The organism is Brevibacterium sp. XM4083, from assembly GCF_006489205.2.
GTDB lineage: Bacteria > Actinomycetota > Actinomycetes > Actinomycetales > Brevibacteriaceae > Brevibacterium.
In genome coordinates this window covers 230,980-253,179 of record NZ_VFYR02000004.1, presented here as the reverse complement: position 1 = coordinate 253,179, position 22,200 = coordinate 230,980, and the positions used below count along the sequence as shown (strand labels likewise).

24 protein-coding genes, 1 pseudogene and 1 riboswitch are annotated in these 22,200 nt (G+C 69.0%); of the genes and pseudogenes, 16 read left to right on the top strand and 9 right to left on the bottom strand.

Annotated elements, in window-relative coordinates; all coding sequences use genetic code 11:
- Positions 1–58 precede the first annotated feature (58 nt).
- On the bottom strand, positions 59–1,210 hold the full coding sequence (locus tag FJ887_RS13645; RefSeq protein WP_283202123.1) for an NAD(P)/FAD-dependent oxidoreductase: 1,152 nt from the start codon (positions 1,208–1,210) through the stop codon (positions 59–61).
- A gap of 133 nt (positions 1,211–1,343) precedes the next feature.
- On the opposite strand from FJ887_RS13645, the gene FJ887_RS13640 reads away from it, so the two are divergent.
- The 4 genes from FJ887_RS13640 to FJ887_RS13625 all read left to right on the top strand — a co-directional run bounded on the left by FJ887_RS13640 (position 1,344) and on the right by FJ887_RS13625 (position 3,996).
- The gene (locus FJ887_RS13640) at positions 1,344–2,219 is read left to right on the top strand and encodes a LysR family transcriptional regulator (RefSeq protein WP_140955505.1); all 876 of its coding nucleotides are present in this window, start codon (positions 1,344–1,346) and stop codon (positions 2,217–2,219) included.
- 67 nt (positions 2,220–2,286) lie between these two features.
- A complete protein-coding gene (locus tag FJ887_RS13635) occupies positions 2,287–2,931 on the top strand; it encodes a helix-turn-helix domain-containing protein (RefSeq protein ID WP_137825327.1) in 645 nt (214 codons plus the stop codon).
- 4 nt (positions 2,932–2,935) lie between these two features.
- Complete coding sequence (locus FJ887_RS13630) at positions 2,936–3,538, top strand: class I SAM-dependent methyltransferase (RefSeq protein ID WP_137825328.1); 603 nt, start codon at positions 2,936–2,938, stop codon at positions 3,536–3,538.
- A gap of 293 nt (positions 3,539–3,831) precedes the next feature.
- Entirely contained in the window at positions 3,832–3,996 is a 165-nt protein-coding gene (locus FJ887_RS13625; protein ID WP_137825329.1) for a cytochrome c-type biogenesis protein CcmH, read from the top strand.
- A gap of 34 nt (positions 3,997–4,030) precedes the next feature.
- On the opposite strand, the gene FJ887_RS13620 is transcribed toward FJ887_RS13625, so the two are convergent.
- Positions 4,031–4,477, bottom strand: a complete 447-nt coding sequence (locus FJ887_RS13620; RefSeq protein WP_250786250.1) for an MFS transporter — start codon at positions 4,475–4,477, stop codon at positions 4,031–4,033.
- A 206-nt stretch (positions 4,478–4,683) separates the two neighbouring features.
- On the opposite strand from FJ887_RS13620, the gene FJ887_RS13615 reads away from it, so the two are divergent.
- Positions 4,684–5,250: a hypothetical protein gene (locus FJ887_RS13615; RefSeq protein WP_250786249.1), complete on the top strand. Its 567-nt coding sequence runs from the start codon at positions 4,684–4,686 to the stop codon at positions 5,248–5,250.
- Here FJ887_RS13615 and FJ887_RS18580 read toward each other — a convergent pair.
- Positions 5,190–5,414, bottom strand: a pseudogene (locus tag FJ887_RS18580) (MFS transporter); the annotation flags it as partial. The gene FJ887_RS13615 and the pseudogene FJ887_RS18580 sit on opposite strands and share 61 nt — an antisense overlap.
- Before the next feature lie 101 nt (positions 5,415–5,515).
- Between FJ887_RS18580 and FJ887_RS13610 the strand changes: the two are divergent.
- Together FJ887_RS13610 and FJ887_RS13605 are read left to right on the top strand one after the other, a co-directional pair.
- A complete protein-coding gene (locus tag FJ887_RS13610) occupies positions 5,516–5,923 on the top strand; it encodes a MarR family winged helix-turn-helix transcriptional regulator (RefSeq protein WP_137825330.1) in 408 nt (135 codons plus the stop codon).
- Positions 5,924–6,086: 163 nt separating this feature from the next.
- Complete coding sequence (locus tag FJ887_RS13605; RefSeq protein WP_137825331.1) at positions 6,087–6,407, top strand: putative quinol monooxygenase; 321 nt, start codon at positions 6,087–6,089, stop codon at positions 6,405–6,407.
- 10 nt (positions 6,408–6,417) lie between these two features.
- Here the strand turns inward: FJ887_RS13605 and FJ887_RS13600 are convergent, their stop codons facing one another.
- Positions 6,418–6,723, bottom strand: coding sequence for a biopolymer transporter Tol (locus FJ887_RS13600; RefSeq protein WP_502799923.1), 306 nt, complete (start codon positions 6,721–6,723; stop codon positions 6,418–6,420).
- A 72-nt stretch (positions 6,724–6,795) separates the two neighbouring features.
- Between FJ887_RS13600 and FJ887_RS13595 the strand changes: the two genes are divergently transcribed.
- Entirely contained in the window at positions 6,796–7,338 is a 543-nt protein-coding gene (locus FJ887_RS13595; protein WP_137825333.1) for a hypothetical protein, read from the top strand.
- Positions 7,339–7,342: 4 nt separating this feature from the next.
- Here FJ887_RS13595 and FJ887_RS13590 read toward each other — a convergent pair whose 3' ends face one another.
- From FJ887_RS13590 to FJ887_RS13570, 5 genes are all read right to left on the bottom strand, one after another.
- A complete protein-coding gene (locus FJ887_RS13590; protein ID WP_249356733.1) occupies positions 7,343–8,164 on the bottom strand; it encodes an energy-coupling factor transporter transmembrane component T family protein in 822 nt (273 codons plus the stop codon).
- Between the two features lie 10 nt (positions 8,165–8,174).
- On the bottom strand, positions 8,175–9,677 hold the full coding sequence (locus tag FJ887_RS13585; RefSeq protein ID WP_137825334.1) for an ABC transporter ATP-binding protein: 1,503 nt from the start codon (positions 9,675–9,677) through the stop codon (positions 8,175–8,177).
- The gene (locus FJ887_RS13580; protein ID WP_137825335.1) at positions 9,677–10,306 is read right to left on the bottom strand and encodes an ECF transporter S component; all 630 of its coding nucleotides are present in this window, start codon (positions 10,304–10,306) and stop codon (positions 9,677–9,679) included. The genes FJ887_RS13585 and FJ887_RS13580 overlap by 1 nt, the downstream gene beginning before the upstream one ends.
- A 25-nt stretch (positions 10,307–10,331) precedes the next feature.
- Positions 10,332–10,440, bottom strand: a riboswitch (TPP riboswitch).
- A gap of 80 nt (positions 10,441–10,520) precedes the next feature.
- Positions 10,521–11,483 (bottom strand): universal stress protein, encoded by a 963-nt coding sequence (locus tag FJ887_RS13575; RefSeq protein ID WP_137825336.1) that lies wholly within the window; start codon positions 11,481–11,483, stop codon positions 10,521–10,523.
- A gap of 186 nt (positions 11,484–11,669) precedes the next feature.
- Positions 11,670–12,209: a DUF4916 domain-containing protein gene (locus tag FJ887_RS13570; RefSeq protein ID WP_137825337.1), complete on the bottom strand. Its 540-nt coding sequence runs from the start codon at positions 12,207–12,209 to the stop codon at positions 11,670–11,672.
- 323 nt (positions 12,210–12,532) lie between these two features.
- On the opposite strand from FJ887_RS13570, the gene FJ887_RS13565 reads away from it, so the two are divergent.
- From FJ887_RS13565 to glpK, 8 genes are all read left to right on the top strand, one after another.
- Positions 12,533–14,029, top strand: a complete 1,497-nt coding sequence (locus tag FJ887_RS13565; RefSeq protein ID WP_137825338.1) for an MmgE/PrpD family protein — start codon at positions 12,533–12,535, stop codon at positions 14,027–14,029.
- Positions 14,029–14,934: a methylisocitrate lyase gene (gene prpB, locus FJ887_RS13560; protein ID WP_137825339.1), complete on the top strand. Its 906-nt coding sequence runs from the start codon at positions 14,029–14,031 to the stop codon at positions 14,932–14,934. Before FJ887_RS13565 ends, prpB begins: the two co-directional genes overlap by 1 nt.
- On the top strand, positions 14,931–16,052 hold the full coding sequence (locus FJ887_RS13555; protein WP_137825340.1) for a bifunctional 2-methylcitrate synthase/citrate synthase: 1,122 nt from the start codon (positions 14,931–14,933) through the stop codon (positions 16,050–16,052). The genes prpB and FJ887_RS13555 overlap by 4 nt, the downstream gene beginning before the upstream one ends.
- Before the next feature lie 2 nt (positions 16,053–16,054).
- On the top strand, positions 16,055–16,843 hold the full coding sequence (locus FJ887_RS13550) for an enoyl-CoA hydratase/isomerase family protein (protein ID WP_137825341.1): 789 nt from the start codon (positions 16,055–16,057) through the stop codon (positions 16,841–16,843).
- Positions 16,844–16,899: 56 nt separating this feature from the next.
- On the top strand, positions 16,900–17,865 hold the full coding sequence (locus FJ887_RS13545) for a Ppx/GppA phosphatase family protein (RefSeq protein WP_137825342.1): 966 nt from the start codon (positions 16,900–16,902) through the stop codon (positions 17,863–17,865).
- A 207-nt stretch (positions 17,866–18,072) separates the two neighbouring features.
- The gene (locus tag FJ887_RS13540) at positions 18,073–19,746 is read left to right on the top strand and encodes a glycerol-3-phosphate dehydrogenase/oxidase (protein WP_249356734.1); all 1,674 of its coding nucleotides are present in this window, start codon (positions 18,073–18,075) and stop codon (positions 19,744–19,746) included.
- A 48-nt stretch (positions 19,747–19,794) separates the two neighbouring features.
- Complete coding sequence (locus FJ887_RS13535; protein ID WP_171007028.1) at positions 19,795–20,517, top strand: MIP/aquaporin family protein; 723 nt, start codon at positions 19,795–19,797, stop codon at positions 20,515–20,517.
- Between the two features lie 104 nt (positions 20,518–20,621).
- Positions 20,622–22,154 carry a glycerol kinase GlpK gene (glpK, locus tag FJ887_RS13530; protein WP_137825345.1) on the top strand — a complete coding sequence of 511 codons (1,533 nt, stop codon included), beginning with the start codon at positions 20,622–20,624 and terminating at the stop codon, positions 22,152–22,154.
- The last annotated feature ends 46 nt before the right edge of the window (positions 22,155–22,200 follow it).

Genomic DNA, 22,200 nt, shown 5'->3' with positions numbered 1-22,200 from the left:
TGTGTCAGTGGCGGTGGCTAGGGTGCAGGCATCGAAGTGGGAGGGAGGGGAGTCATGGTCACACGATGTTGAGCTCCTTGCGCAGTCCCGAAAGGGAGAAGCGGTCCTTGTCGAGCGGGGAGACGTCGACGAACGGGGTGCGGCCGGTGAGGAGGTCGGCGACGACCTCGCCGACGGCCGGACCCATGAGGAACCCGTGGCCGGAGAACCCGCACGCGTAGGTGAAGCCCTCGAGTTCGCGGGCCTGCCCGATGAGCGCATTGTGGTCGGGGGTCATCTCGTAGAGGCCCGCCCAGCCGCGTCGGATGTCGACGTCGGCGAGGCTCGGGGTGCGCCGGTCGATGAGCTCGGAGAGCCGGAACAGCCACTCCGGGTCGCGGCGGTCGTCGAACCCCCACCGGTCCTCGGCATCGGGGCAGCCGAAGAGGAGGCCGGGGCCTTCGGGGTGGACGTAGTAGCTGGTGGCGAAGTCGATGGTGAACGGCATTGCGGAGGTGTCGAACGCCACCGGTTCGCTCACCATGATCTCGCGTCGCAGCGGGGTGACGGGGAGGTCGACGCCGGCCATCTCGCCGATCAGTCCCGACCAGGCACCGGCCGCGCAGACGACCTGTGAGCACGTGATCGGGCCCGCCGTCGTCTCCACCGAGGTGATCGTCCGCTTCCCGGCCGCGCCCTTCGTGAGGATGCCGGTGACCTCGCAGGATGTGAGCACGGTGACGCCGCGGTCACGGGCGGCGCTGATGTAGCCGGCAACGACGGATTCGGGAGTGCAGTGCCCGTCACCGGGATTGAACGCCCCGGCGACGAGACCCGCCGTGTCGACGTAGGGGGCGAGGGCTGCGACCTCGGCGACGGTGAGCATCTGCGAGTCGAGACCGAGTGACCGCTGGAGGTCGACGTTGCCGGCGAACGTCCTCGCCGCCTCGGGGGAGTCGAGGAGGAAGAGGTAGCCGTTGGAGACGAGGTCGATGTCGATGCCGAAGCGCGATTCGAAGTCGCGGAGGATCTCGAGGCTGCGCACGGACAGGGCGATATTCACCTCGTCGGAGAACTGACAGCGCACCCCGCCAGCGGCCTTCGACGTCGACCCGGAGCCCGGGACATCGCGTTCGACGAGGACGATGCTCCCTGCCCCCGCGGCGGCGAGGTTGAAGGCGATCGACGCGCCCATGACGCCGCCGCCGATGATGACCACATCTGCGTTCACACTGCACCTCAGCTGGTTCGGGGCCGACACCGTTGTCGGCTTGTCCACCATTGTGCGACCGAACACATTTAAGGACAAGGCCGAGTCTGTGAAGACTGTTTTCACGATTCCTTAAAACCGCTAGTCTGTGCCCATGACCTGGACGCTCGGGCAGCTGCAGACGTTCGTCGTCGTCGCCGAACGCGGCTCGATGACCCGTGCCGCCGAAGCGCTGGGCTACAGCATCGGAGCGGTCTCCCAGCACATGAGCGCACTGCGGCGCACCGTCGGCTCCGACCTCGTCATCCGCCGCGGACGCTCCCTCGTGCTCACCGAGGCCGGTCGCACCCTGCTCCCGCGCGCCCGCAGCATTCTCGCCGCCCAGGCGCAGGCGGAGCTTGCGATGCTCGGCCGCGACTTCGAGCGCGAGGCGATCGTCACCCTCGGAGTGTTCGGGTCGACGTCGACCAGCGGACTGCCGCTCATCGTCCGTCTGCTCGCCGAGCGCCACCCCGACATCGTCGTCCGCGCCCGGGAGGTCGACGTCGAGACGATGTCGGCGGCCGTCATCGACGGCGCCATCGACCTCGGCATCGGCATCGACTACCCGGCCGTGCCGCTGCCGCCGATGCGCGGCCTGACGTGGACGACGGTGGCCGCCGAGGACTTCGGCGTCGTCACTCCGGCCGGCCAGCCGCTGCCGTCACCGGGCGAGCTCGCCGAGGCGGACTGGATCCTGCCGCCGGCGACCGATCTCTTCGGTCGGGCGATGCGGCTGGCCACCTCGGCGATGGGGATTCAGGCGAAGGAGAGCCACATCGTCACCGACACCGCCGTCGCCCTCGCGCTCGCCGGCACCGGACTCGGCCTCACGCTCGCGACCCCGATCATGATGTCCCTCGGCGGACCGGGCGTCGATCTCCACCCCGTCACCGGGGCCGGCGGTCGGGACATCATCGTCCTCACCGTCCCCGCCCCGAGTGCGCCGGTGGCCGCCGTCGCCGAGGTGGTCGCCGAGGTCTTCGCATGAGCGGGCGGGAGTGATCGCGCCGCGCAACGGGCGGGCCGCTGCCGGGTGACCGCTACAGTGAGGAGCCATGGACAGTTCTCCCCGCGACCCGCACGGCAGAATCGATGTGCACGGCGCCGGCGGCTCGTCTCACGGCACCGACGGTGACGCGCTCGACCCCTTGCTCGAAGCGATCGGCCCGCGGCTGCGGGAGACCCGGACCGCGCGGGGACTGACCCTCGCCGAGGTGGCCGAGCAGATGGGTGCGTCCGTGAGCACGCTCTCCCGCCTCGAATCGGGACGGCGGCGGCCCACCCTCGACCTGCTCATCGCGCTCGCCCGCATCTATCGGGTCGCCCTCGACGACCTCGTCGGAGCGCCGTCGACGGGCGACCCGCGGATCCGCCCGACGCCGATCCGCGCCCACGGGATGGTGTTCCTGCCATTGACCAATCGGAACGCGCCGGTCGAGGCTGTCAAGATCGTCCTGCCCGGGCACCGGCCGGGGGAGCCGATCACGCAGCGAGCGCACGGCGGGTACGAATGGCTCTACGTGCTCAGCGGAACCGTCGACCTCAGACTCGGGGCCACGGTGACCACTCTGGCCACGGGGGAGGCCGCCGAATTCGACACCCGGGAACCGCATGGGATCGCCAGCGCGACCACCTCGGCGGCGGAGGTGCTCGCCCTCTTCTCTGCCGAAGGAGAGCGCATCCACGTGGGCCTACACTGAGCCCATGAGCTTCGACCACCAGTGGAACCGCATCCGCGCGAACAACCCCGACCATTCGGCGAACTACGCCCAGCGCTGGCGCAATCTCGTCGACGCCGGCCATGACATCGGGGGAGAGGCGCGCTTCGTCGATGCGATGGCACCCCGCGGCGGGCGCATCCTCGATGCCGGGTGCGGCACCGGTCGTGTCGGCGGTCTGCTCCTCGGCGCCGGGCACACGGTCTACGGCGTCGACCTCGACGAGTTCCTCATCGCTGTCGCCGAGGAGGACTTCCCGAGCGGCGAGTGGCACACCGGCGACCTCGCCGACTTCGACTTCGCGGCCGCCGGGATCACGGACATCGACGTCACTGTGTGCGCCGGCAACGTGCTCGCCTTCCTCGACCCGGCATCGCGGCGCCAGACTCTCGCCAACATCAAGTCGACGCTCAAGCACGGCGGGCGCTTCGTCGCCGGGTTCGGGGCCGGACGCGGCTACGACTTCGCCGACTTCGTCGCCGACATCGAGTCGACGGGCATGATCGTCAGCCTCAAGCTCTCGACGTGGGAGATCCACCCCTTCGAGCCCGACAGCGGCTTCCTCGTGCTCATCGCCGAGCGCCCATAGGTTTCGGTGCTGGATTCTGCACCATTGCCGGACCGCGTGTCGGCCTGCTGCTCCGCGATCGCTCGACGCGCTCTGCGCGCCTGAGCGCCCCAGCGAGGTGGATTCCGCTCGATTCTTCGGCGCTTCTCGAATCGGATCCACCTCGCGGGGAAGCACACCGCTGTGCGCTAGCGCCAGTCTCGGCCACTGCGCTTCGCTGATGCTGTGTCGTCAACCGTCGAGCCGCCTCCGTACCCCGGCGTGTTGACCACAGGCGACGTTGCTCGATAGCGTCGACGAGGAGAGGAGAATCCATGACCCGAGTGCTGATGGTGATCTTGCCGGTGCTGGCCGGTCTGTGCTTCGTCCCCGCGATAGTGCCGGCCGGTTCCGGGTTTGCGCTCTGGCTGTGGGCTCTGGGCTTCCTTCTGCTCATCGCCGCCCTCGTCATCGCCGTTCGGCGCGCCCGGCGCGACTGAGCGCGGCTGGCCCAAATCCGGGTCTGACAGGGCCTCATTCTCTGTGCTGCCGCCTCAGAGCCGCGCGACCGGGAACGGCGAACGCGACGATGAGACCGAGGACGATGATCGCTGCGATCCCTGTCATCGCGACCGTGAGCGTCGGCCCTGCTGCTGCGGTCGTGAGGTTGATGAGCACGGCGAGTCCGATGGCCCCGCCGATCTGCTGACCGGCCGTCGCGACGCCTCCGGCGTATCCCTGCCCTGACTCGTCGATGCCCGTCGTCGCGGTCGCGAACATCGTCGTGAACACGACACCCTGGCCGAGGCTGAACAGCAGGGCGAGGCCGAACACCAGCGGCCACGGCGAACCGTCGTCGACGAGCGCGGCGAAGCCGGCGACCCCGAACAGCCCGATCACCTGCCCCGTGACCATCGTGGTCCGCAGGCCGGTCCGGGTCGCGAGGCGACCGCCGAGAGTCGTTCCGACGAGCACGCCCACGCAGGGCACGACGAAGGCGAGTCCCGTGGCGAGGGGGGGTGAGGCCGCGCGTGTCCTGGAAGTAGAGCGTGAGGAAGTATGCGGTCGCTCCGAAGCCGGCCATGAAGAGGAACGTCGACGCAGTGCCGGCGGCCAGGGGCCGGTGGCGGAATTTCGCCGGATCGAGCAGGGGCTGCGCGGTTCGGCGCTCAACGATGAGCAGGGTGATGAGTCCGAGGAAGCCGGCACCGAGGCAGCTGAGCGTCGGTGCCGTCGCCCATCCGTCCTCGGCGGCGAAGGTGAGTCCCATGACGATGAGGATCGCCGAGGCGGTCGTGAGGATCGCCCCGGGAACGTCGAGTCGCCGCAGGCTCGGGTGGCCGGTATCGGACGGCACCGCGCGCACAGCGAGGACGACGATGACGAGGATGAGCGGAATGTTGATCGCGAACACCGACCGCCACCCCCAGGCGTCGGTGAGCACCCCGCCGAGGATGGATCCGAGGACCATTCCGGTCGACCCGGCGGCTCCCCAGATGCCCAGGGCGCGGTTGCGGTCCGACCCCTCACGGAAGCCGACGGTGAGCAGTGCGAGGGTCGAGGGAGCCAGTGCCGCACCCCCGAGTCCCTGGATGCCGCGTCCTGCGATGAGCATCCATTCGGCGACGGCGAATGTCCCCAGCAGGGAGCCGAGCGCGAAGAGTGTCAGCCCCGTGAAGAACATCCGCCTGCGGCCGAGGGCATCGGTGAGCCTGCCGCAGAGCAGGAGGAACCCGCCGAAGGCGATGGCATAGGCGCTGACGACCCATTGGAGCGTCGGCGCGGAGAATCCCAGAGACGCGATCTCGGGCAGGGCGACGAAGACGATGTTGTAATCGAGGCCGATGAGCAGCTGGGCGAGACCGAGAGCGGCGAGCAGGCTCGTCCTCGAGCGTGCGGGGGCGTGCGTCGTGGGCATTGGCAACCTCCATATAATCCGAGTTCGGATAATACGAAGTCTAAACACATAGTCCGAGTTTTGACTATATGAATTCGGATGAATTCTGCTATGATCGCCCCATGAGCGGAACCGAGAGCGATGTCGAACTCTGCGGCCTCGTGGCGCGCCTCAACCAGCGCCTCGATTCGCACATCCGCCGCGTCGCCGACACCCTGGGGATCACGGCCTCCCAGGCGATCGCGCTGCGCGAGCTGGGGGAGCCGATGCGCCTGACCGAGCTCGCCGAGCACATGAGCTGCGAGACCTCGAACGCGGGATACGTCGTCGATCGCATGGAGGACCAGGGGCTCGTCGAACGCCGGCCGCACCCCAGCGACCGACGGGCGAAGCTCCTCTCGCTCACCCCAGCAGGTCAGCGGTGCCGGGCCAATGTCCTCGACGCCCTGTCGGACCAGGCACCCGTCGACGCGCTCACCACCGAAGAGCGCGACAGCCTCGTCGCATTGCTGCGCCGCGCGACGGCCTGACCGCCGGCGCGGTGCCCCGCGCGACTGAGCCCACCCCGATGAGCGCTCGGACTCGTCAAACCTCTGTGATCGTGATTGGGTGGAGACATGGCCGACCGGCCCAGGCGACCGTGCCTGAGACCCGGTGCGGTCGGACCACCGTCACCACGCGCAGAGGAGAATCATGATCTTCATCGTCGTCAAGTTCGACGTCAAGCCCGAGAACGCGGAGTCCTTCCCCGAGGTGGTGCGCGACTTCACCGAGGCGACCCGCGCCGAACCCGGCAACCTCTGGTTCGAATGGTCGCGCAGCCTCGAGAAGCCCAACGAGTACGTTCTGCTCGAAGCGTTCACCGACGACGGTGCCGAGCCGCATGTCAACAGCGATCACTTCGCCGCCGGGCTCGAATCGATGCGCCCGCTGCTCGCCTCGACGCCGAAGATCGTCTCCCGCAAACTCGACGGCGACGGCTGGGACGAGATGGGCGAACTCGTCATCGACTGACGAGGTCAGCTCAGCGATCGAGTTCGCTCAGCGCCTCCTCGGCGCGGGCGAGCCGGTCGGCACGCGGCATCTCCCACCACTTCTCGCCCCGCTCGCCGAGGCCCCGCTTGGCGACGCCGACGCGCTCTCGAGCCGCCCGCAGGGCTGTGTCGTCGGCTGCCGTCTTCGCCGACCGCACCGCGTTGCGGGCCCGCCCGAGGTGGCTCTTCAGCTGCTCGACGAGAGCGTCGGGAAGTGCGGGATCGGTGCGCCGCCACCGTCGTCCGCGCACGACGAGCCACTTCTCGTCCTCGGTGTACCCATCCGCATCCGTCACGATCGCAGTCTAAGCCGCGCAGTCTGTGCCGCTCGGCCGAATCAGCGCGCCCTGGCTGGCTACACTGACACCATGGTGACGCGAGCACAGAACATCGAGTCCATCGAGAAGGCCCTCGGCGAGCCCTGGGCGCAGACCCGTCAGCGGCTTGAAAAGGCCGGGGGCAAGGACGCGAGCCACAAGGAACTCGCCGATGCGCTCTACCCGCAGTTCGACGGCGTCGTCGACAACCACGGCTGGTGGGTCCAGGGTGCCGTCGTCGCCTACGAGCAGGAGATCGGCCGACGGATTCCCGGTCAGCGCGCCGACGGCACCTTCGACGTCGCCGTCTCCCGCACCGTGACCGGACAGCGCGGAGACGTCATCGACCGCTTCGCCGCCCTCGTCGACGGCTCACTGGGCGGGGTCGCCCTTGACGGTGAACCCCGCCCGTCGACGACGGCGAAGCGCTCGTTCTGGCGCGCCGACCTCGCTGACGGGACGAAGATCGAAGCAGCCGCCGAACCGAAGGACGACGCGCGCACGCGCCTCACCCTCACCGCCTCGAAGCTGCCGAGCGCCGAGTCGCTCGAGGAGTGGCGGGCACACCTCAAGGACCTCATCGCCGAGGTCTGAGACCTCAGCCTGGAATGATCGGGTTCCACGTCCCGAGCACCAGCGCCGAGGCGACCGCGACGACTGCGACGACGACGGCGAGGACGAGGACGACCGCATCAGCGGTGCCGAACGTCGAGCGCCTGCGCCACGTCCTGCCCGGCCGCCCGAACGCCCGTCCCTCCATCGCCATCGCCAGGGTCGTGCCACGGCGGATCGATTGGACGAGGAGGACGAAGATGCCTGCGAAGAGACTGCGGGTGCGCCGCAGGATCGACCCGCCGGCGAGTCCTCTGGCCCGTCTGGCCATCGACAGGGTCTGCCATTCGAGGACGAGGAGGCCGAGGAGGCGACTGGCCGCGAGGATCGAGATGACGACGGTCTCGGGCAGGCGCAGGTGCTGGACGAGGGCATCCGAGAGGTCCCTGGGATCGATCGCCGAGGCGAGGACGACGAGCGGGATCGCCAGTGCCAGGGCGCGCACGAAGATCGCCGCAGCCGACTCCAACGACCCGGTCGTCATGAGGATCGGACCGACGTCGACGACGGTGGCTCCCGTCTTCTCGGCGAGGATCGCCGTGCCCCATGCGGCGAGGAGCGCCCCGACTGGCAGGAACCACAGCCGTGTGAGCGCCGCCTTGAGGTCGAGCCCGGTCAGCGGCAGGGCGAGGAGTGAGAACCCGAGGATGATCCCCGCGGAGACGACGTCGATGCTCAGCAGCGCTCCGACCATGAGGATGAGTGCGACGGCGATCTTCGTCAGCGGGTTGCAGCGCACGAGCGCCGTGCGGCGCACCACGGGGATGAGCTGACCCGGATCCTCGACGGTGACGCGCTCACGGGTCATTGCTGCACTCTCACTCAACGCGCTCACCCCGCAGAGTCTGGGCCGCCGTGCCGAGCGTGAAGCGGCGGGCCCCGATCGCGTCGAGGAAGTCGAGGTCGTGGCTGACGGCGACGACAGCGCTGCCGTGGTCGAGGACGTCGAGGAACAGGGCGACGAGTCCCGCCCACGTCAGCGCGTCCTGCCCGAACGTCGGCTCATCGACGATGAGGACCTGGGGGCGCGGAGCGATCATCGCCGCCACCGACAGGCGACGCTTCTCCCCGCCGGAGAGACCCTGCGGGTGGGCGTCGGCGATGTCGGCCAGTCCCAGGGTCTCGAGCAGCTCGGTTACCCGAGCGTCGACCTCGGCCGTCGACCAGCCGGCCAGTCGCGGACCGAGGGCGAGCTCATCGGCGACGCTGGACTTGAGGAACTGATGCTCGGGTTCCTGGAAGACCATGCCGATGCGCGGGGCGAGGAACTTCGAGGGCCACGTGAACGGCCGTGCCTCCTTCGCCCCGGCGGCAAGCGGCCCCGCCGCACGCACCACGCCGGAGAACTCGGGGATGAGGCCGGCCAGGGTCAGTGCCGTCGTCGACTTCCCGGCCCCGTTGGCGCCGACGATGCCGAGCGCCTCGCCCGCCCGCACCTCGAGGTCGAGATCGGTCGCCGCGGGCACGGTCGCCCGTGGTCGGGCGACGCTCAGGCGCTCACCGACGAGCACCGGGGACCCGAGCCGGTCCTGTGCTCCGGTTCGCGCGGGCACCGTCCAGCGGTCGGTCGCGGTGGGGGACCCGGATTCGGGCAGCCAGATCCCGGTGGCCTTGAGCACCTCGGTGAGTGCCGGATCACCGAAGACCTCATCAGGGGTGCCGTGGGCGACGATGCCGGCGCGGCCGAGGACGATGACGGTGTCGACGTCGTCGCTCCACAGGCCCACCCGGTGCTCGACGACGATCATCGTCGCCGCAGTGGACTCCTGGACCGTGAGCACGGCATCGCGGACGGCCCTCGCCGAGACGGGGTCGATGTTGGCCGTCGGCTCGTCGAGGACGATGACCTCGGGTGCCATCGCATGGATCCCGGCGAGCGCGAGCCGCTGCTTCTGGCCCCCGGACAGTGCCGCCGTGGGGTGGGACTGGGGAAGGTCGAGGCCCATGGCGGCCAGGGAGGCGTCGATCCGCGCGTCGACCACCTCGGCGGGCAGACCGAGGTTCTCCATTCCGAACGCGACATCGTCACCGATGCGGGAGAAGATCACCTGCGAATTCGGGTCCTGGAGGACGAGCCCGGTGACACCTCGGCGGGGGTCGGGCGCGGCCTCGCCGACGAGGAACTCACCGCCTGACTCCCCGGCCTCGGTGGGCAGGACCCCGGCGATCGCATGGAGGAGCGTCGACTTCCCCGCCCCCGACGGGCCCAGGAGGAGAACCTTCTCACCTGGGGCGATGTCGAGGTCGACGGGGCCGACGGCGAGGCTGTCCCGATCGGCGTGCCGCCACGAGTATCCGTGGGCGCGGATCGGCAGGCCCATCAGCGCACGCGGCCGGAGGCGAAGGAGCTCAGCGCCCCGGTCTTGGCGATCGCGCGGTAGGCGTACCAGGCGCCGATGCCGGAGATGACGACGCCGGAGATCATCGCGCACACCGCGTAGGCGAGCTGGAAGTCGAACTGCCACTCGGCGTTGTAGAGGATGTTCTCGCTCACGGCCATGAACGCCGCGGCGACGAGTCCGGACAGCGCGGTCACCCACAGGGTGAACTTCCGGTAGCCGAAGGCGGCGAAGACGAGTTCGGCACCGAGGCCCTGGAGGAAGCCCGAGAGCAGCACCGTCGCCCCGAAGTGGGAGCCGAGGACGCCTTCGACGGCGGCGGCGAGGAGTTCGCACAGCAGCGCGGCCCCGGGTTTGCGGATGATCGCCCCGGCGAGCGGTCCGGCGAGCACCCAGAGGCCGGCGATGAGGCCGATCGAGGGCGGGAACGCCTGGAAGGCGAGTTCGATGCCCTTCCAGCTGGCGGCGAGCACCCAGAAGATCAGGCCCACGGCGATGCCGAGGACCGCGGTGACGACGTAGTCGACGACCCGCCACTTCTTCGTCGGCGGGGCCTGGGTGAATGCCGGTGCCGTCGTCGAGCGGGAACCGGGCGTGGTGGTGTTCGGCATAGCGCCTCCTCGTGTCTCAAGGAGGGGTAGAAGAGTCTCGACTTCCTTCGGCGGTGCTAGCCGCATCAGGTTCGAGGGTCTGCAGCGTCATCTGCACTCTCAGCGCCCTTGGCGGCGCTCCCCTGTCGTGTGCGCTCCACTGTACAACACCTGACGATCCCCGGCACCGCGCGTCTGCGGGGCCGGGGATCGTCAGGTGCGGTGGGGGAGGGACTCAGGCCGGGACGACCATGACCGGGCCTTCGGCATGGTGGAGGACCCCGCGGGAGACCGATCCGAGCAGAGCGGACTTCACGGCTCCGCGACCCCGAGTGCCGAGGACGGTCAGCTGCGCGGTCTTCGTCGCCGCCGACAGCAGCACTGCGGCATCGCCGATGAGCGCCGAGGTGGACACCTGGAGTCCGGGGAACTGGCTGCGCAGCTCTTCGGCGTCCTTGTCGAGTTCGGCTTCGATCTGCCGCTGCCGGCGATCGGCGACGTCACCGCCGAGTTCGAGCTCCGGGTACCAGTAGAGCCATTCCTCCCCGGACGGCAGCACTGTGACGATCTCCAGATCGGCGTTGCGCGAAGCGGCCGCCTCGGCGGCGGTGAACATCGCGATCCGCGCGCCCTCGGACCCGTCGACGGCGACGACGACCGGGCCGCTCGTGTCCCCGCGGTGCGCCGAATGGCGGGGGACGACGATCGTCGGGCAGTGGGCGTGCGGTGGCAGGGCCGTCGAGACCGACCCGAGCATGCGGCCCATGAAGCCGCCGCGTCCGCGGGCGCCGACGATGATGACATCGGCGTTGGCGCTGAGGTTGACGAGGACACCGGCGGCGTCACCGGATTCGACGGCGTACGTCACCGGACCGGGATGGTCGGCAAGGAGTTCGGCCGCCTCGGCGAGCGTCTTCTCCGCTGCCCGCATCGCGGCTTCGTCCTCGGGCTCGGACGGGATCGAGGCCATGTTCGGGTAGATCATCAGGGGCATCGTGAAGGCCGTGACGACGGTGAGGGGAACACCGCGGTGCAGCGCCTCGGCGGCGCCGTAGCGCAGGGCAAGGGCTGCGAGCTCGGATCCGTCGAAGCCGACGAGGACGCCGAGGTTGTCGGTGAGTCCGGACTCGGAGGCGCGGGTGTCGGTCGGTCGGGCCTCGGCCGGGTTCGCGGCGGACGAGCGGGAGTCAGCAGTCATGGCAGTCCTTCCATCGGGGCCTGACCAACCCTGACGGGGACGACGGCCCCGAAAACCGTGTGCCGTCCTCGTCGCCCTCAGTGTACCCAAGTGTTTTCTACGCCGTGTAGAAGACCGCGAGGCGGACGGATTCCTCTCGCGTGCGGCGCGTGCCCGCGTCCGGGGTGACGCCGGGGGAGGGGTGCCTCAGACGGCGAAGCCGAGGTAGCTCAGGGCCGAGCGGATGATGTGCTCCTGGCCGTGGGAGAGCTCGGCGACGATGTCGGAGCGCAGCGCCTCGGCGGGGGTGAGCCAGTCGAGGCTGAGCGCATCGGCGCGCGGGGTGCACTCGCCGCGGACCTCCATGACGAAGCACATCGAGATCGCGTGCTGACGCGGGTCGTGGAGGAGCGAGGTGCCCTCGGTGGGGAAGTACTCGGCGATATGGAACGGGGCGATGGCCGGCGGGACGACGGGCAGCGCCATCGGGCCGAGGTCGTTCTCGGCATGACGGAGCAGGGCCTGGCGGATGCTCTCGTGGTAGCGGATGCGTCCGCCGACGACCTCGCGGCCCAGGGTGCCGTCGTCGAGGCGGCGCAGCAGGAGGCCGATCTGCTCGACGTCTCCGGCCTCGCCGACGCGGACCGGAATGGCATTGACATAGGGGATGGGGAGACGGCGGCGAAGCTGGGCGAACTCGTTGTCGTCGAACCAGTTCTCGTCGAAGTCGAGGGCAGTGCGGGTCATATCCCGATTGTGTCACAGTTCACCTCGCCCGGCGGCGGTCGCGGGCCTGCTCCGGCGGTGGTCGAAGGCCTGCTCGGGCAGCGTCGTCACCACTGGGTCGGACCTCCCGGCACAGCCCGCCCACCTCGGCGTTCGCCTGCCGGGTCACCCGGGGTGGTGTCGGGCGTCACCGCTCGGGTAAAGTATCTTGATGTCAAGATAAAACTCTGGCCGGGCCCGCGGACGCAGCAGTGACGTGGCCTACAGTTGAGACAACCACTCCCCAGGCCTGCAGCGGTCGCGACATGGCCAGCGGCGGTCAAGGACGATTGAAGGGATTGCCCATGATTGATCATGAAGTCCGTACCCACAAGAGCTCAGAGAACCTGGCTCGTGAAGACCAGCTCGCCTGGAAGATCGCAGAAGTCGCCTCCGACACCACCCCGGTCGATGCCGACGTCACCGAGATGGTCATCAACCGCGTCATCGACAACGCCGCCGTCGCCGCCGCCTCGGTGAACCGCTCGGCTCCCACCCACGCCCGCGAACAGGCGCAGGCGCACCCGCTGCGCCCCGGCGCCACGATCTTCGGTCTGCCGCTGGGCGACCGCTTCTCCCCGGAATGGGCGGCCTGGGCCAACGGCGTGGCCGTGCGCGAACTCGACTTCCACGACACCTTCCTCGCCGCCGAGTACTCCCACCCCGGCGACAACATCCCGCCGGTCCTCGCCGTCGCCCAGCACATGGGCATCGCCGGTCCCGACCTCATAGGCGGCATCGCCACCGGCTATGAGATCCAGGTCGACCTCGTCAAGGGCATGAGCCTGCACGAGCACAAGATCGACCACGTCGCCCACCTCGGGCCCTCGGCGGCCGCCGGCATCGGCGCGATGCTCCACCTGCCCACCGAGGTGACCTTCCAGGCGATCCAGCAGGCCCTGCACGTGACGACGGCGACCCGCCAGTCGCGCAAGGGCGAGATCTCCTCGTGGAAGGCCCACGCTCCGGCGTTCGCCGGCAAGATGGCCGTCGAAGCCATCGACCGCGCGATGCGCGGCGAGGGTGCGCCCAACCCCATCTACGAAGGCGAGGACGGCTTCATCGCCTGGATCCTCTCCGGCCCCGAGGCCCGCTACACGATCCCGCTGCCGGCCAAGGGCGAGGCCAAGCGCGCGATCCTCGACACGTACACGAAGGAGCACTCCGCCGAATACCAGGCGCAGGCGCTCATTGACCTCGCGCGCAAGCTCGGCGGGGAGATCGAGGATCTCACGAAGATCAAGCGGATCGTCATCCACACCTCCCACCACACCCACAACGTCATCGGCACCGGCGCCAACGATCCGCAGAAGATGGATCCGCAGGCCAGCCGTGAGACCCTCGACCACTCGATCATGTACATCTTCGCCGTCGCGCTCGAGGACCGCGGCTGGCACCACGAGGACTCCTACACGCCTGAGCGCGCCGCGCGCCCGGAGACGGTGAAGCTCTGGCACAAGATCGAGACGACCGAGGATCCCGAGTGGACCCGCCGCTACCACTCGACGGATCCGAACGAGAAGGCCTTCGGCGGTCGCGTGGAGATCGAGTTCGAGGACGGCTCGACGCTGACCGACGAGATCGCCGTCGCCGACGCGCACCCGCTCGGCGCCCGCCCGTTCGTCCGTGAGAACTACGTCGAGAAGTTCCGCACCCTCTCCGAGGGCATCCTCACCGACACCGAGCAGACCCGCTTCCTCGACCTCGCCGAGAACCTCGAGAACCTCGACGCCGCCGGCGTCGGACAGCTGAGCTTCACCGTCGAGGGCCTCACCCACAGCGGATCGAAGGGAATCTTCTGATGCTCGGCGCCACCGCCACTCCGGCCGAGCGCCGGAAGCAGTTCCGCGACCTCCTCGCCGGCAGCGAGATCGTCCAGTTCCCCGGCGCGATCAACCCGCTCAACGCCCAGATCATCGAGCAGACCGGGTTCGAGGGCGTCTACATCTCCGGGGGTGCGTTCTCCGCGGCGATGGGACTGCCCGACATCGGACTGACCACACTCACCGAGGTGGCCGACCACGGTCGGGCGATCGCGCGGGTGACGAACCTGCCGACGTTCATCGACGCCGACACCGGGTGGGGCGAGGCAATGAACGTCGCCCGCACCGTCCAGGAGTTCGAGGACGCCGGCCTCTCCGGCATGCATCTCGAGGATCAGGTCAACCCGAAGCGGTGCGGCCACCTCGACGGCAAGGAGGTCGTCACCACGGCCGAGATGAACCAGCGCATCGCCGCCGCGGTCCGGGGCCGCCGGGACGAGAACTTCGTCATCTGCGCCCGCACCGACTCCCGCGCCGGCGAGGGACTCGACCGGGCGATCGACCGGGCGAAGGCCTACGCCGATGCCGGCGCCGACATGATCTTCCCCGAGGCCATGCGGGACCTCAGCGAATTCGAGCGCTTCGCCGCGAGCGTCGACGTGCCGATCCTGGCGAACATGACGGAGTTCGGCAAGAGCGAGCTCTTCACGACCCAGCAGCTCGCCGACGTCGGGGTGAAGATGGTGATCTACCCGGTCACGACCCTGCGTCTGGCCATGGGTGCGATCAAGTCGGGGCTGCAGACGATTCGGGACGAGGGGACTCAGGTCAGCCTCGTCGAGCGGATGCAGACCCGCGCGGACCTCTACGACACCATCGACTACGCCGCGTACAACGAATTCGACTCGGCCGTATTCAACTTCTCACAGGAGGGTCACCAGTGACCGAAGAAATCAAGAAGGGACTCGCCGGCGTCGTCGTCGACACCACCGCGGTCTCGAAGGTAGTCCAGGAAACGAACTCGCTCACCTACCGGGGCTACCCGGTGCAGGAGCTGGCGGCCAAGCGCAACTTCGAGGATGTCGCCTACCTGATCTGGAACGGCGAACTGCCCACCGAGGAGCAGCTGGCGGAGTTCAAGGCCCGCGAGCACGCCCAGCGTGAGATCTCGCCCGAGCTCGTCGACATCATCCTCGGCCTGCCCAAGGACGCCCACCCCATGCACGTCGTCCAGACCGCGGTCGCCTACCTCGGCGCCGTCGACCCGGACGCGGACTCGGAGGGGGAAGAAGCCAATCTCGCGAAGGCCGAGCGCCTCTACGCGCAGCTGCCGACGATCGTCGCGATCGACCACCGGCGCCGGCACGGCCTCGACCCGGTCGCCCCGACCACTGACCTCGACTATGCCGCGAACTTCTTCAAGATGGTCTTCGACGAGATGCCCGCCGAGGAGGTCGTGCGCAGCTTCGACATCTCGATGATCCTCTACGCCGAGCACTCGTTCAACGCCTCGACGTTCACCGCCCGCGTCATCACCTCGACGACCTCCGACCTCTACTCCGCGGTCGCCGGAGCCGTCGGGGCGCTCAAGGGACCGCTGCACGGCGGGGCGAACGAAGCGGTCATGGCGATGCTCGAAGAGGTCGGCTCCGCCGACCGGGCGTCGGCGTGGATCGACGATGCGCTGGCGCGCAAGGCGAAGATCATGGGCTTCGGCCACCGCGTCTACAAGAACGGCGACTCGCGCGTGCCGACGATGCGCAAGGCGTTCGAGGAGATGGCGGCGGTCAAGGGCGCGAACGATCTGCTCGACCTCTACAACACGTTCGAAGAGGACTTCGTCTCCCGCAAGGGCATCTACCCCAACCTCGACTACCCCTCGGGGCCGGCGTACCACCTCATGGGCTTCGACACCGATCAGTTCACGCCGATCTTCGTCATGTCCCGCATCACCGGGTGGACGGCGCACATCCTCGAGCAGCAGGCGAACAACGCCCTCATCCGTCCGCTGAGCGCGTACGACGGCGAGCCGCAGCGCGAAGTCCCCGACGCCAGGGGCTGAGCATGAGCGCGGACGAGCCCTATCGTCCGACCGCACTCGAGGGTTTCGACTTCACCGTCACCGGTGGGGTCGGAACCCTCGTTCTGACTCGGACGGACAAGCGCAATGCGCTCTCGCGCGCGATGTGGCGGGCCCTGCCGGAGATCATCGCCGGGGTCGACGCCGATGACTCGATCGGCGCGCTCATCATCACCGGCGCCGGTGGTCACTTCTCCGCGGGCTCCGACATCGCCGACCTCGACGTGCCCATCGCCGATTTCTGGCAGCTCAACTCCGCCGCCGAAGCGGCGGTGGCGGGCTCCCGGACCGTGACGATCGCGGCGATCGAAGGCAACTGCGTGGGCGGGGGCACGGAGATCGCCGCGGCCTGCGACATCCGCATCGCCGCCCCCGGGTCGAAGTACGGGGTGACCGCGGCCAAGCTCGGCCTCGTCTACCCGCCCGGCCCCACCGAGAGTCTCGCCCGGGTCCTCGGGGACGCGTGGGCCAGGTATCTGCTGCTCACCGCCTCGATCGTCGACTTCGACCAGATGCACCGGCTCGGGTTCTTCCATGAGGTCGCCGAGGCGCCGCTGCGTGCCGCACAGGCGCTGGGGGAGCGGGTCGCCGGTCTCTCCCGGCTCAGTCAGCTCGGGGCGAAGTCCGTCCTCGGCGGCACGCTCTCCGACGACGTCGCGCCGCCTCGGTGGCTCGATGAGGCGTACCGGGCGGAGATCGCGCGCGGACAGGAGGCGTTCTTCGCCAAGCGGACACCCGAGTTCGGGTTCGGCGTCGGCGACTGGCAGGACTGAGGGCGCAGCCGCCGCGGGAGGTCAGTGCAGGCTGATCTGCGGGATACACTGAGCCAATGCGCCTCGCAGTCCTCGATATCGGTTCCAACAGCGTCCACCTCCTCGTCGTCGACGCTCATGTCGGGGCACCCCCGCTGCCGGCGACCTCGCACAAGGAGGTCCTGCGGCTCGCCGAATACCTCCGGCCCGACGGGTCGATCGACGAGGCCGGTCAGCAGCGGCTGCGGGACTTCGTCGCCGAGGCGGTCGAGATCGCCGAGGATCAGGGGGCCGAGCAGATCCTCGCGTTCGCCACCTCGGCGGTCCGCGACGCCCCCAACGGGGAGGCGCTCATCGCCTCGATCAGCGACCAGCTCGGGGTCACCCTCAACGTCATGTCCGGCAGGGACGAGGCACGCGTGACGTTCCTCGCCGCCCGCCGCTGGTTCGGGTGGTCGGCCGGCAAGATCCTCCTCCTCGACATCGGCGGCGGTTCGCTCGAGATCGCGGCCGGTCAGGACGAGTACCCGCAGGCGGCCGTGTCCGTGCCGCTCGGCGCCGGACGCACGTACGCCGACTTCATCCCCGACCCGATCCCGACGCCCGAGGACATCCACCGGCTGCGGAAGTACGCGCGCTCCCAGATCGGCCGGATCGCCGGAGACATCAACCGCGTCGGCACCCCCGACCACGTCGTCGGGTCCTCGAAGACGTTCCGCTCGCTCGCCCGGATCGCCGGCGCGGCCCCGAGCGGCGACGGCATCTACGTGCCCCGCAAGCTCTTCCGCCGCGACCTGCCCGGCATCATCGACACCCTCTCCAGCCGCACCCCCGAGCAGCGGGCGACGCTGCCCGGCGTCTCCGAGGCCCGTGCCGGCCAGGTGCTCGCCGGGGCCATCGTCGCCGAGGCGGCCTTCACGATCTTCGACGTCTCCGTCATGAGCATCTCCCCGTGGGCGCTGCGCGAGGGCATCATCATGCGCAAACTCGACTTGCTGGATTCGGCGGAGGCCACCTCGGCGATGCGCGCAGCCGCGGATTAGGTCACGGTTCGACTCCGGCTTTCGACAATGGCCGGAATCACCCTCTCTGCGGTTCCCATTTGTCTCCGCCGCCTGCTAGCTTGAGATTACCGGCCGGTCACCTCGGCCGTATCTCGAACGGGGCCTCGCGCCCCGAATCCTGGAGGCAAGACGGCAATGCGAAACGGCGAGCTATCCCCCTCGTTCCGTGAAGAGTCCCTGTCCGCGATGGCAGCCACGACGCCCGAGGATCCGCTCGACGTCTTCGTCGTCGGCGGCGGGGTCACCGGGGCCGGCGCCGCCTTCGACGCGGCCACCCGCGGACTCAAGGTCGGCGTCGTCGACGCCCACGACTGGGCCTCGGGCACGTCCTCCCGCTCGTCGAAGCTCATGCACGGCGGTCTGCGCTACCTCGAGATGCTCGACTTCAAACTCGTCGCCGAGGCGCTCAAGGAACGCGACCTGCTGCTCACGCACACCGCGCCCCACCTCGTCGAACCCGTCGCCTTCGTCTTCCCGTTCGAGCACCGCCTCATCGACCGGGCCTTCATCGGCTCCGGTGTCCTCCTCTACGACACGATGGCGACCCGGCCCGGCCGCAAACGCGCCGTGCCCATGCACCGCCACCTGGGCAAGAAGACGCTGAGCGCGCACTTCCCGGGCCTCGCCGACGACGCCGCGGTGGGAGCGCTCGAGTACTACGACGCGAAGGTCGACGACGCCCGCTTCGTCATGACCCTCGTGCGCTCGGCGGCGAGCTTCGGGGCCGCGGCGGCCAACCACGTCTCCGTCATCGACTACCTCCACGACGGCGACCGCGTCATCGGCGTGCGCGCCCGCGACGGCATCTCCGGCCGCGAATTCGACGTCTACGCCCGCCGCACCATCCTCGCCGGGGGAGTGTGGACCGAACAGCAGCAGGACCTCGCGAAGGCCGACGCCGGGCTCAAGGTGCTCGCCTCGAAGGGCGTCCACATCACCGTCGACCAGGACAAGATCAAGGCCGACCCGGACACCGGCATCATCTCGAAGACGGAGAAGTCCGTCCTCTTCGTCATCCCCTGGGACGGCTACTGGGTCATCGGCACCACCGACACCCCGTGGAAGGAGGACGTCGCAGCCCCCGTGGCGACGTCCGACGACATCGACTACCTCCTCGAACACGCCAACGCGATCCTCGAGAACAAGCTCACCCGTGACGACGTCATCGGCGTGTACTCGGGTCTGCGTCCGCTCCTGCAACCGGTGCAGAAGGACGGCGAGGCCTCGACGAAGGTCTCCCGCGAGCATACCGTCATGGAGGTCGAGCCCGGGCTCTCGGCGATCGCCGGCGGCAAATTCACGACTTACCGGGTGATGGCCGAGGACGTCGTCGACTTCGCCCTCGGCGAGGACGCGAAGGACCGGACGTCCCTGACCGAATCCGTGCCGCTCATCGGCGCCCAGGGCGTCGGTGCGGTGCGCCGCGGCCAGGCGAGCATCGCCGAGCGCTACGGCTGGGACGAGACCCGGGTCAAGCGGCTCATCCGCCGCTACGGCACCCTGGTCGAAGACCTCCTCGACCTCATCGACGACAACCCCGAACTCGGGCAGCCGCTGCCGGGAGCCGACCGCTACCTCGGCGCCGAAGCCCACTACGCCGCCACCTGCGAAGGCGTCGTCCACCTCGACGACGTCCTCGAACGTCGGATGCGGCTCAACTACGAGGTCCGCGACCGGGGGCGGGCCGCCGCCGCACCGGTGGCCGAGATCGTCGCCGCGGTCCTCGGCTGGGACGCCGACCGGGTCGCGGCCGAGATCGCCGCCTTCAACGCCCACGTCGACGCCCAGGTCGCCGCCGAATCGACGCACGACGACGCCGCGGCCGCAGCGCTGGTCGAAGCCAGCTGGGGGACCCGCTAGCCCGTTCCATCCCCATCTCAACAAAGGAGTTCACACACCATGGGACAGATAGGCACAATCCTCCTCCATGAGACGGCGGGCACGGCCATGCTGCTGCTGCTCGGCGTCGGTGTCGTCGCCAACGCCATCCTCGCGAAGACGAAGGGCAACGGCGGCGGCTGGCTGATGATCTCGTTCGGCTGGGGCCTCGCGGTCTTCGCCGGCGTCTACGTCGCCTACAAGTCCGGCGCGCACCTCAACCCGGCAGTGACGCTGGGCATCCTCGCCAGCGGCGCCGATCAGTACGCCCCGGGCATCGACATCACGGTCGGCACGACGTTCGCGTACCTCATCGCACAGCTCGTCGGCGCCACCATCGGTGCGATCCTCGCCTGGCTCGTCTACAAGAAGCACTACGACGCAGAAGGCGAACCGGGCAATATCCTCGGCACCTTCTCCACCGGCCCCGAGGTCCGCAGCTACGGCTGGAACGTCCTCGCCGAGGTGATCGGCACCTTCGTCCTCGTCTTCATCATCCTCCTCTTCGGCGGCACACCGAGCGGCCTGGGACCCCTCGCCGTGGCCCTCGTCGTCGTCGTCATCGGCGCCTCCCTCGGCGGTCCCACCGGCTACGCGATCAACCCCGCCCGCGACCTCGGACCGCGCATCGCGCACACGATCCTGCCGATCCCGAACAAGGGCAGCTCCGACTGGAGCTACGCGTGGGTGCCGATCGTCGGCCCCATCCTCGGCGGTGTCATCGCGGGCCTCGTCTCCCAGGCTTTCATCTGAAGCCGTGCCCAACCGCGCCAGGCCGTGACATGCTAGAGGGCAACTGGTGCACCCACCCACTCAAGAACGGTGCCCACCGGCACTGATCGGACACAGGAGTCTCCATGAGCCAGGACAAGTACATCCTCGCGATCGACCAGGGAACCACCTCGTCCCGGGCGATCGTCTTCAACCACGACGGGCAGATCGTCTCGAGCGGCCAGCTCGAGCACGAGCAGATCTTCCCCCGCGCGGGCTGGGTCGAGCACGACCCGAAAGAGATCATCCGCAACACCACCGAGGCGATCGGCCAGGCGCTCTCGCGGGCCAACATCAACCGCCACCAGCTCGAAGGCGTCGGCATCACCAACCAGCGTGAGACGACCCTGGTGTGGAACAAGAACACCGGCGAGCCCGTCTACAACGCGATCGTCTGGCAGGACACGCGCACCCAGAAGATCGCCGATGAACTCGGCGGTGAGGAGGGTGCCGACAAGTACAAGGACCGCGTGGGCCTGCCGCTCGCGACGTACTTCGCGGGACCGAAGGCGAAGTGGATCCTCGACAACGTCGACGGCGCCCGGGAGGCCGCCGAGGCCGGTGACCTCCTCTTCGGCACGATGGACACGTGGGTGCTGTGGAACCTCACCGGCGGAGTCAACGGCGGCGTCCACGTCACCGACGTCACGAACGCCTCGCGGACGATGCTGATGAACATCGACACCCTCGACTGGAATGCCGACATCGCCGCGGACATGGGCATCCCGCTGTCGATGCTGCCGGAGATCAAGTCGTGCTCGGAGATCTACGGCTACGGCGCGAAGAACACCCTGCTCATCGACACCCCGATCTGCGGCATCCTCGGAGACCAGCAGGCGGCGACGTTCGGGCAGGCCTGCTTCGAGAAGGGGCAGGCGAAGAACACGTACGGCACCGGCAACTTCATGCTCATCAACACCGGCACCGAGCCGGTGGCGAGCAAGAACGGCCTGCTCACGACCGTGGCCTACAAGATCGGCGAGGACGACGCCGTCTACGCCCTCGAGGGATCGGTGGCCGTGACTGGTTCGCTCGTCCAGTGGATCCGCGACAACCTCGGACTCATCAAGGACGCCCCCGAGGTCGAGGTGCTCGCGAAGCAGGTCGAGGACAACGGCGGCTGCTACATCGTGCCCGCGTTCTCCGGTCTCTTCGCCCCGCACTGGGAATCCGACGCCCGCGGCGTCATCGTCGGCCTCACCCGGTACGTCAACAAGAACCACATCGCCCGGGCCGCGCTCGAGTCGGTGGCGTTCCAGTCCCGTGAGGTCCTCGATGCGATGAACCTCGATTCCGGGGTCGAGCTCACCGAGCTCAAGGTCGACGGCGGCATGGTCGCGAACGAGACGCTCATGCAGTTCCAGGCCGACCTCCTCGGCGTGCCCGTCATCCGTCCCGAGGTCATCGAGACCACGGCGCTGGGAGCCGCCTACGCGGCGGGCATCGCCGTGAAGTTCTGGAACGGCGAGGAGGACGTGAAGAAGAACTGGCACGAGGACAAGCGCTGGGTGCCGGAGATGGACGACGAGACCGTCGCCCGCGTCTACCGCCTGTGGAACAAGGCCGTCGACAAGTCGAAGGGCTGGGTCGACGAGGACGTCGAAGAGCTCTACGGCTGACTCAGTCGCCTGTCGGGCGCTCAGCCACCCTGCGCCGGGTGGCTGA

What these genes read in the sequence shown, in the direction of transcription:
- FJ887_RS13635 (WP_137825327.1), top strand. Translation starts at nt 2,287, where the DNA reads ATGGACAGTTCTCCCCGCGACCCGCACGGCAGAATCGATGTGCACGGC.
- FJ887_RS13585 (WP_137825334.1), bottom strand. Translation starts at nt 9,677, where the DNA reads ATGGGCCTGCCGATCCGCGCCCACGGATACTCGTGGCGGCACGCCGAT.
- FJ887_RS13550 (WP_137825341.1), top strand. Translation starts at nt 16,055, where the DNA reads ATGAGCGCGGACGAGCCCTATCGTCCGACCGCACTCGAGGGTTTCGAC.
- glpK (WP_137825345.1), top strand. Translation starts at nt 20,622, where the DNA reads ATGAGCCAGGACAAGTACATCCTCGCGATCGACCAGGGAACCACCTCG.
- FJ887_RS13625 (WP_137825329.1), top strand. Translation starts at nt 3,832, where the DNA reads ATGACCCGAGTGCTGATGGTGATCTTGCCGGTGCTGGCCGGTCTGTGC.
- FJ887_RS13630 (WP_137825328.1), top strand. Translation starts at nt 2,936, where the DNA reads ATGAGCTTCGACCACCAGTGGAACCGCATCCGCGCGAACAACCCCGAC.
- FJ887_RS13615 (WP_250786249.1), top strand. Translation starts at nt 4,684, where the DNA reads ATGAGTCCGAGGAAGCCGGCACCGAGGCAGCTGAGCGTCGGTGCCGTC.
- FJ887_RS13545 (WP_137825342.1), top strand. Translation starts at nt 16,900, where the DNA reads ATGCGCCTCGCAGTCCTCGATATCGGTTCCAACAGCGTCCACCTCCTC.
- FJ887_RS13590 (WP_249356733.1), bottom strand. Translation starts at nt 8,164, where the DNA reads ATGACCCGTGAGCGCGTCACCGTCGAGGATCCGGGTCAGCTCATCCCC.
- FJ887_RS13595 (WP_137825333.1), top strand. Translation starts at nt 6,796, where the DNA reads ATGGTGACGCGAGCACAGAACATCGAGTCCATCGAGAAGGCCCTCGGC.
- FJ887_RS13580 (WP_137825335.1), bottom strand. Translation starts at nt 10,306, where the DNA reads ATGCCGAACACCACCACGCCCGGTTCCCGCTCGACGACGGCACCGGCA.
- FJ887_RS13570 (WP_137825337.1), bottom strand. Translation starts at nt 12,209, where the DNA reads ATGACCCGCACTGCCCTCGACTTCGACGAGAACTGGTTCGACGACAAC.
- FJ887_RS13540 (WP_249356734.1), top strand. Translation starts at nt 18,073, where the DNA reads ATGGCAGCCACGACGCCCGAGGATCCGCTCGACGTCTTCGTCGTCGGC.
- FJ887_RS13610 (WP_137825330.1), top strand. Translation starts at nt 5,516, where the DNA reads ATGAGCGGAACCGAGAGCGATGTCGAACTCTGCGGCCTCGTGGCGCGC.
- FJ887_RS13605 (WP_137825331.1), top strand. Translation starts at nt 6,087, where the DNA reads ATGATCTTCATCGTCGTCAAGTTCGACGTCAAGCCCGAGAACGCGGAG.
- FJ887_RS13565 (WP_137825338.1), top strand. Translation starts at nt 12,533, where the DNA reads ATGATTGATCATGAAGTCCGTACCCACAAGAGCTCAGAGAACCTGGCT.
- FJ887_RS13640 (WP_140955505.1), top strand. Translation starts at nt 1,344, where the DNA reads ATGACCTGGACGCTCGGGCAGCTGCAGACGTTCGTCGTCGTCGCCGAA.
- prpB (WP_137825339.1), top strand. Translation starts at nt 14,029, where the DNA reads ATGCTCGGCGCCACCGCCACTCCGGCCGAGCGCCGGAAGCAGTTCCGC.
- FJ887_RS13575 (WP_137825336.1), bottom strand. Translation starts at nt 11,483, where the DNA reads ATGACTGCTGACTCCCGCTCGTCCGCCGCGAACCCGGCCGAGGCCCGA.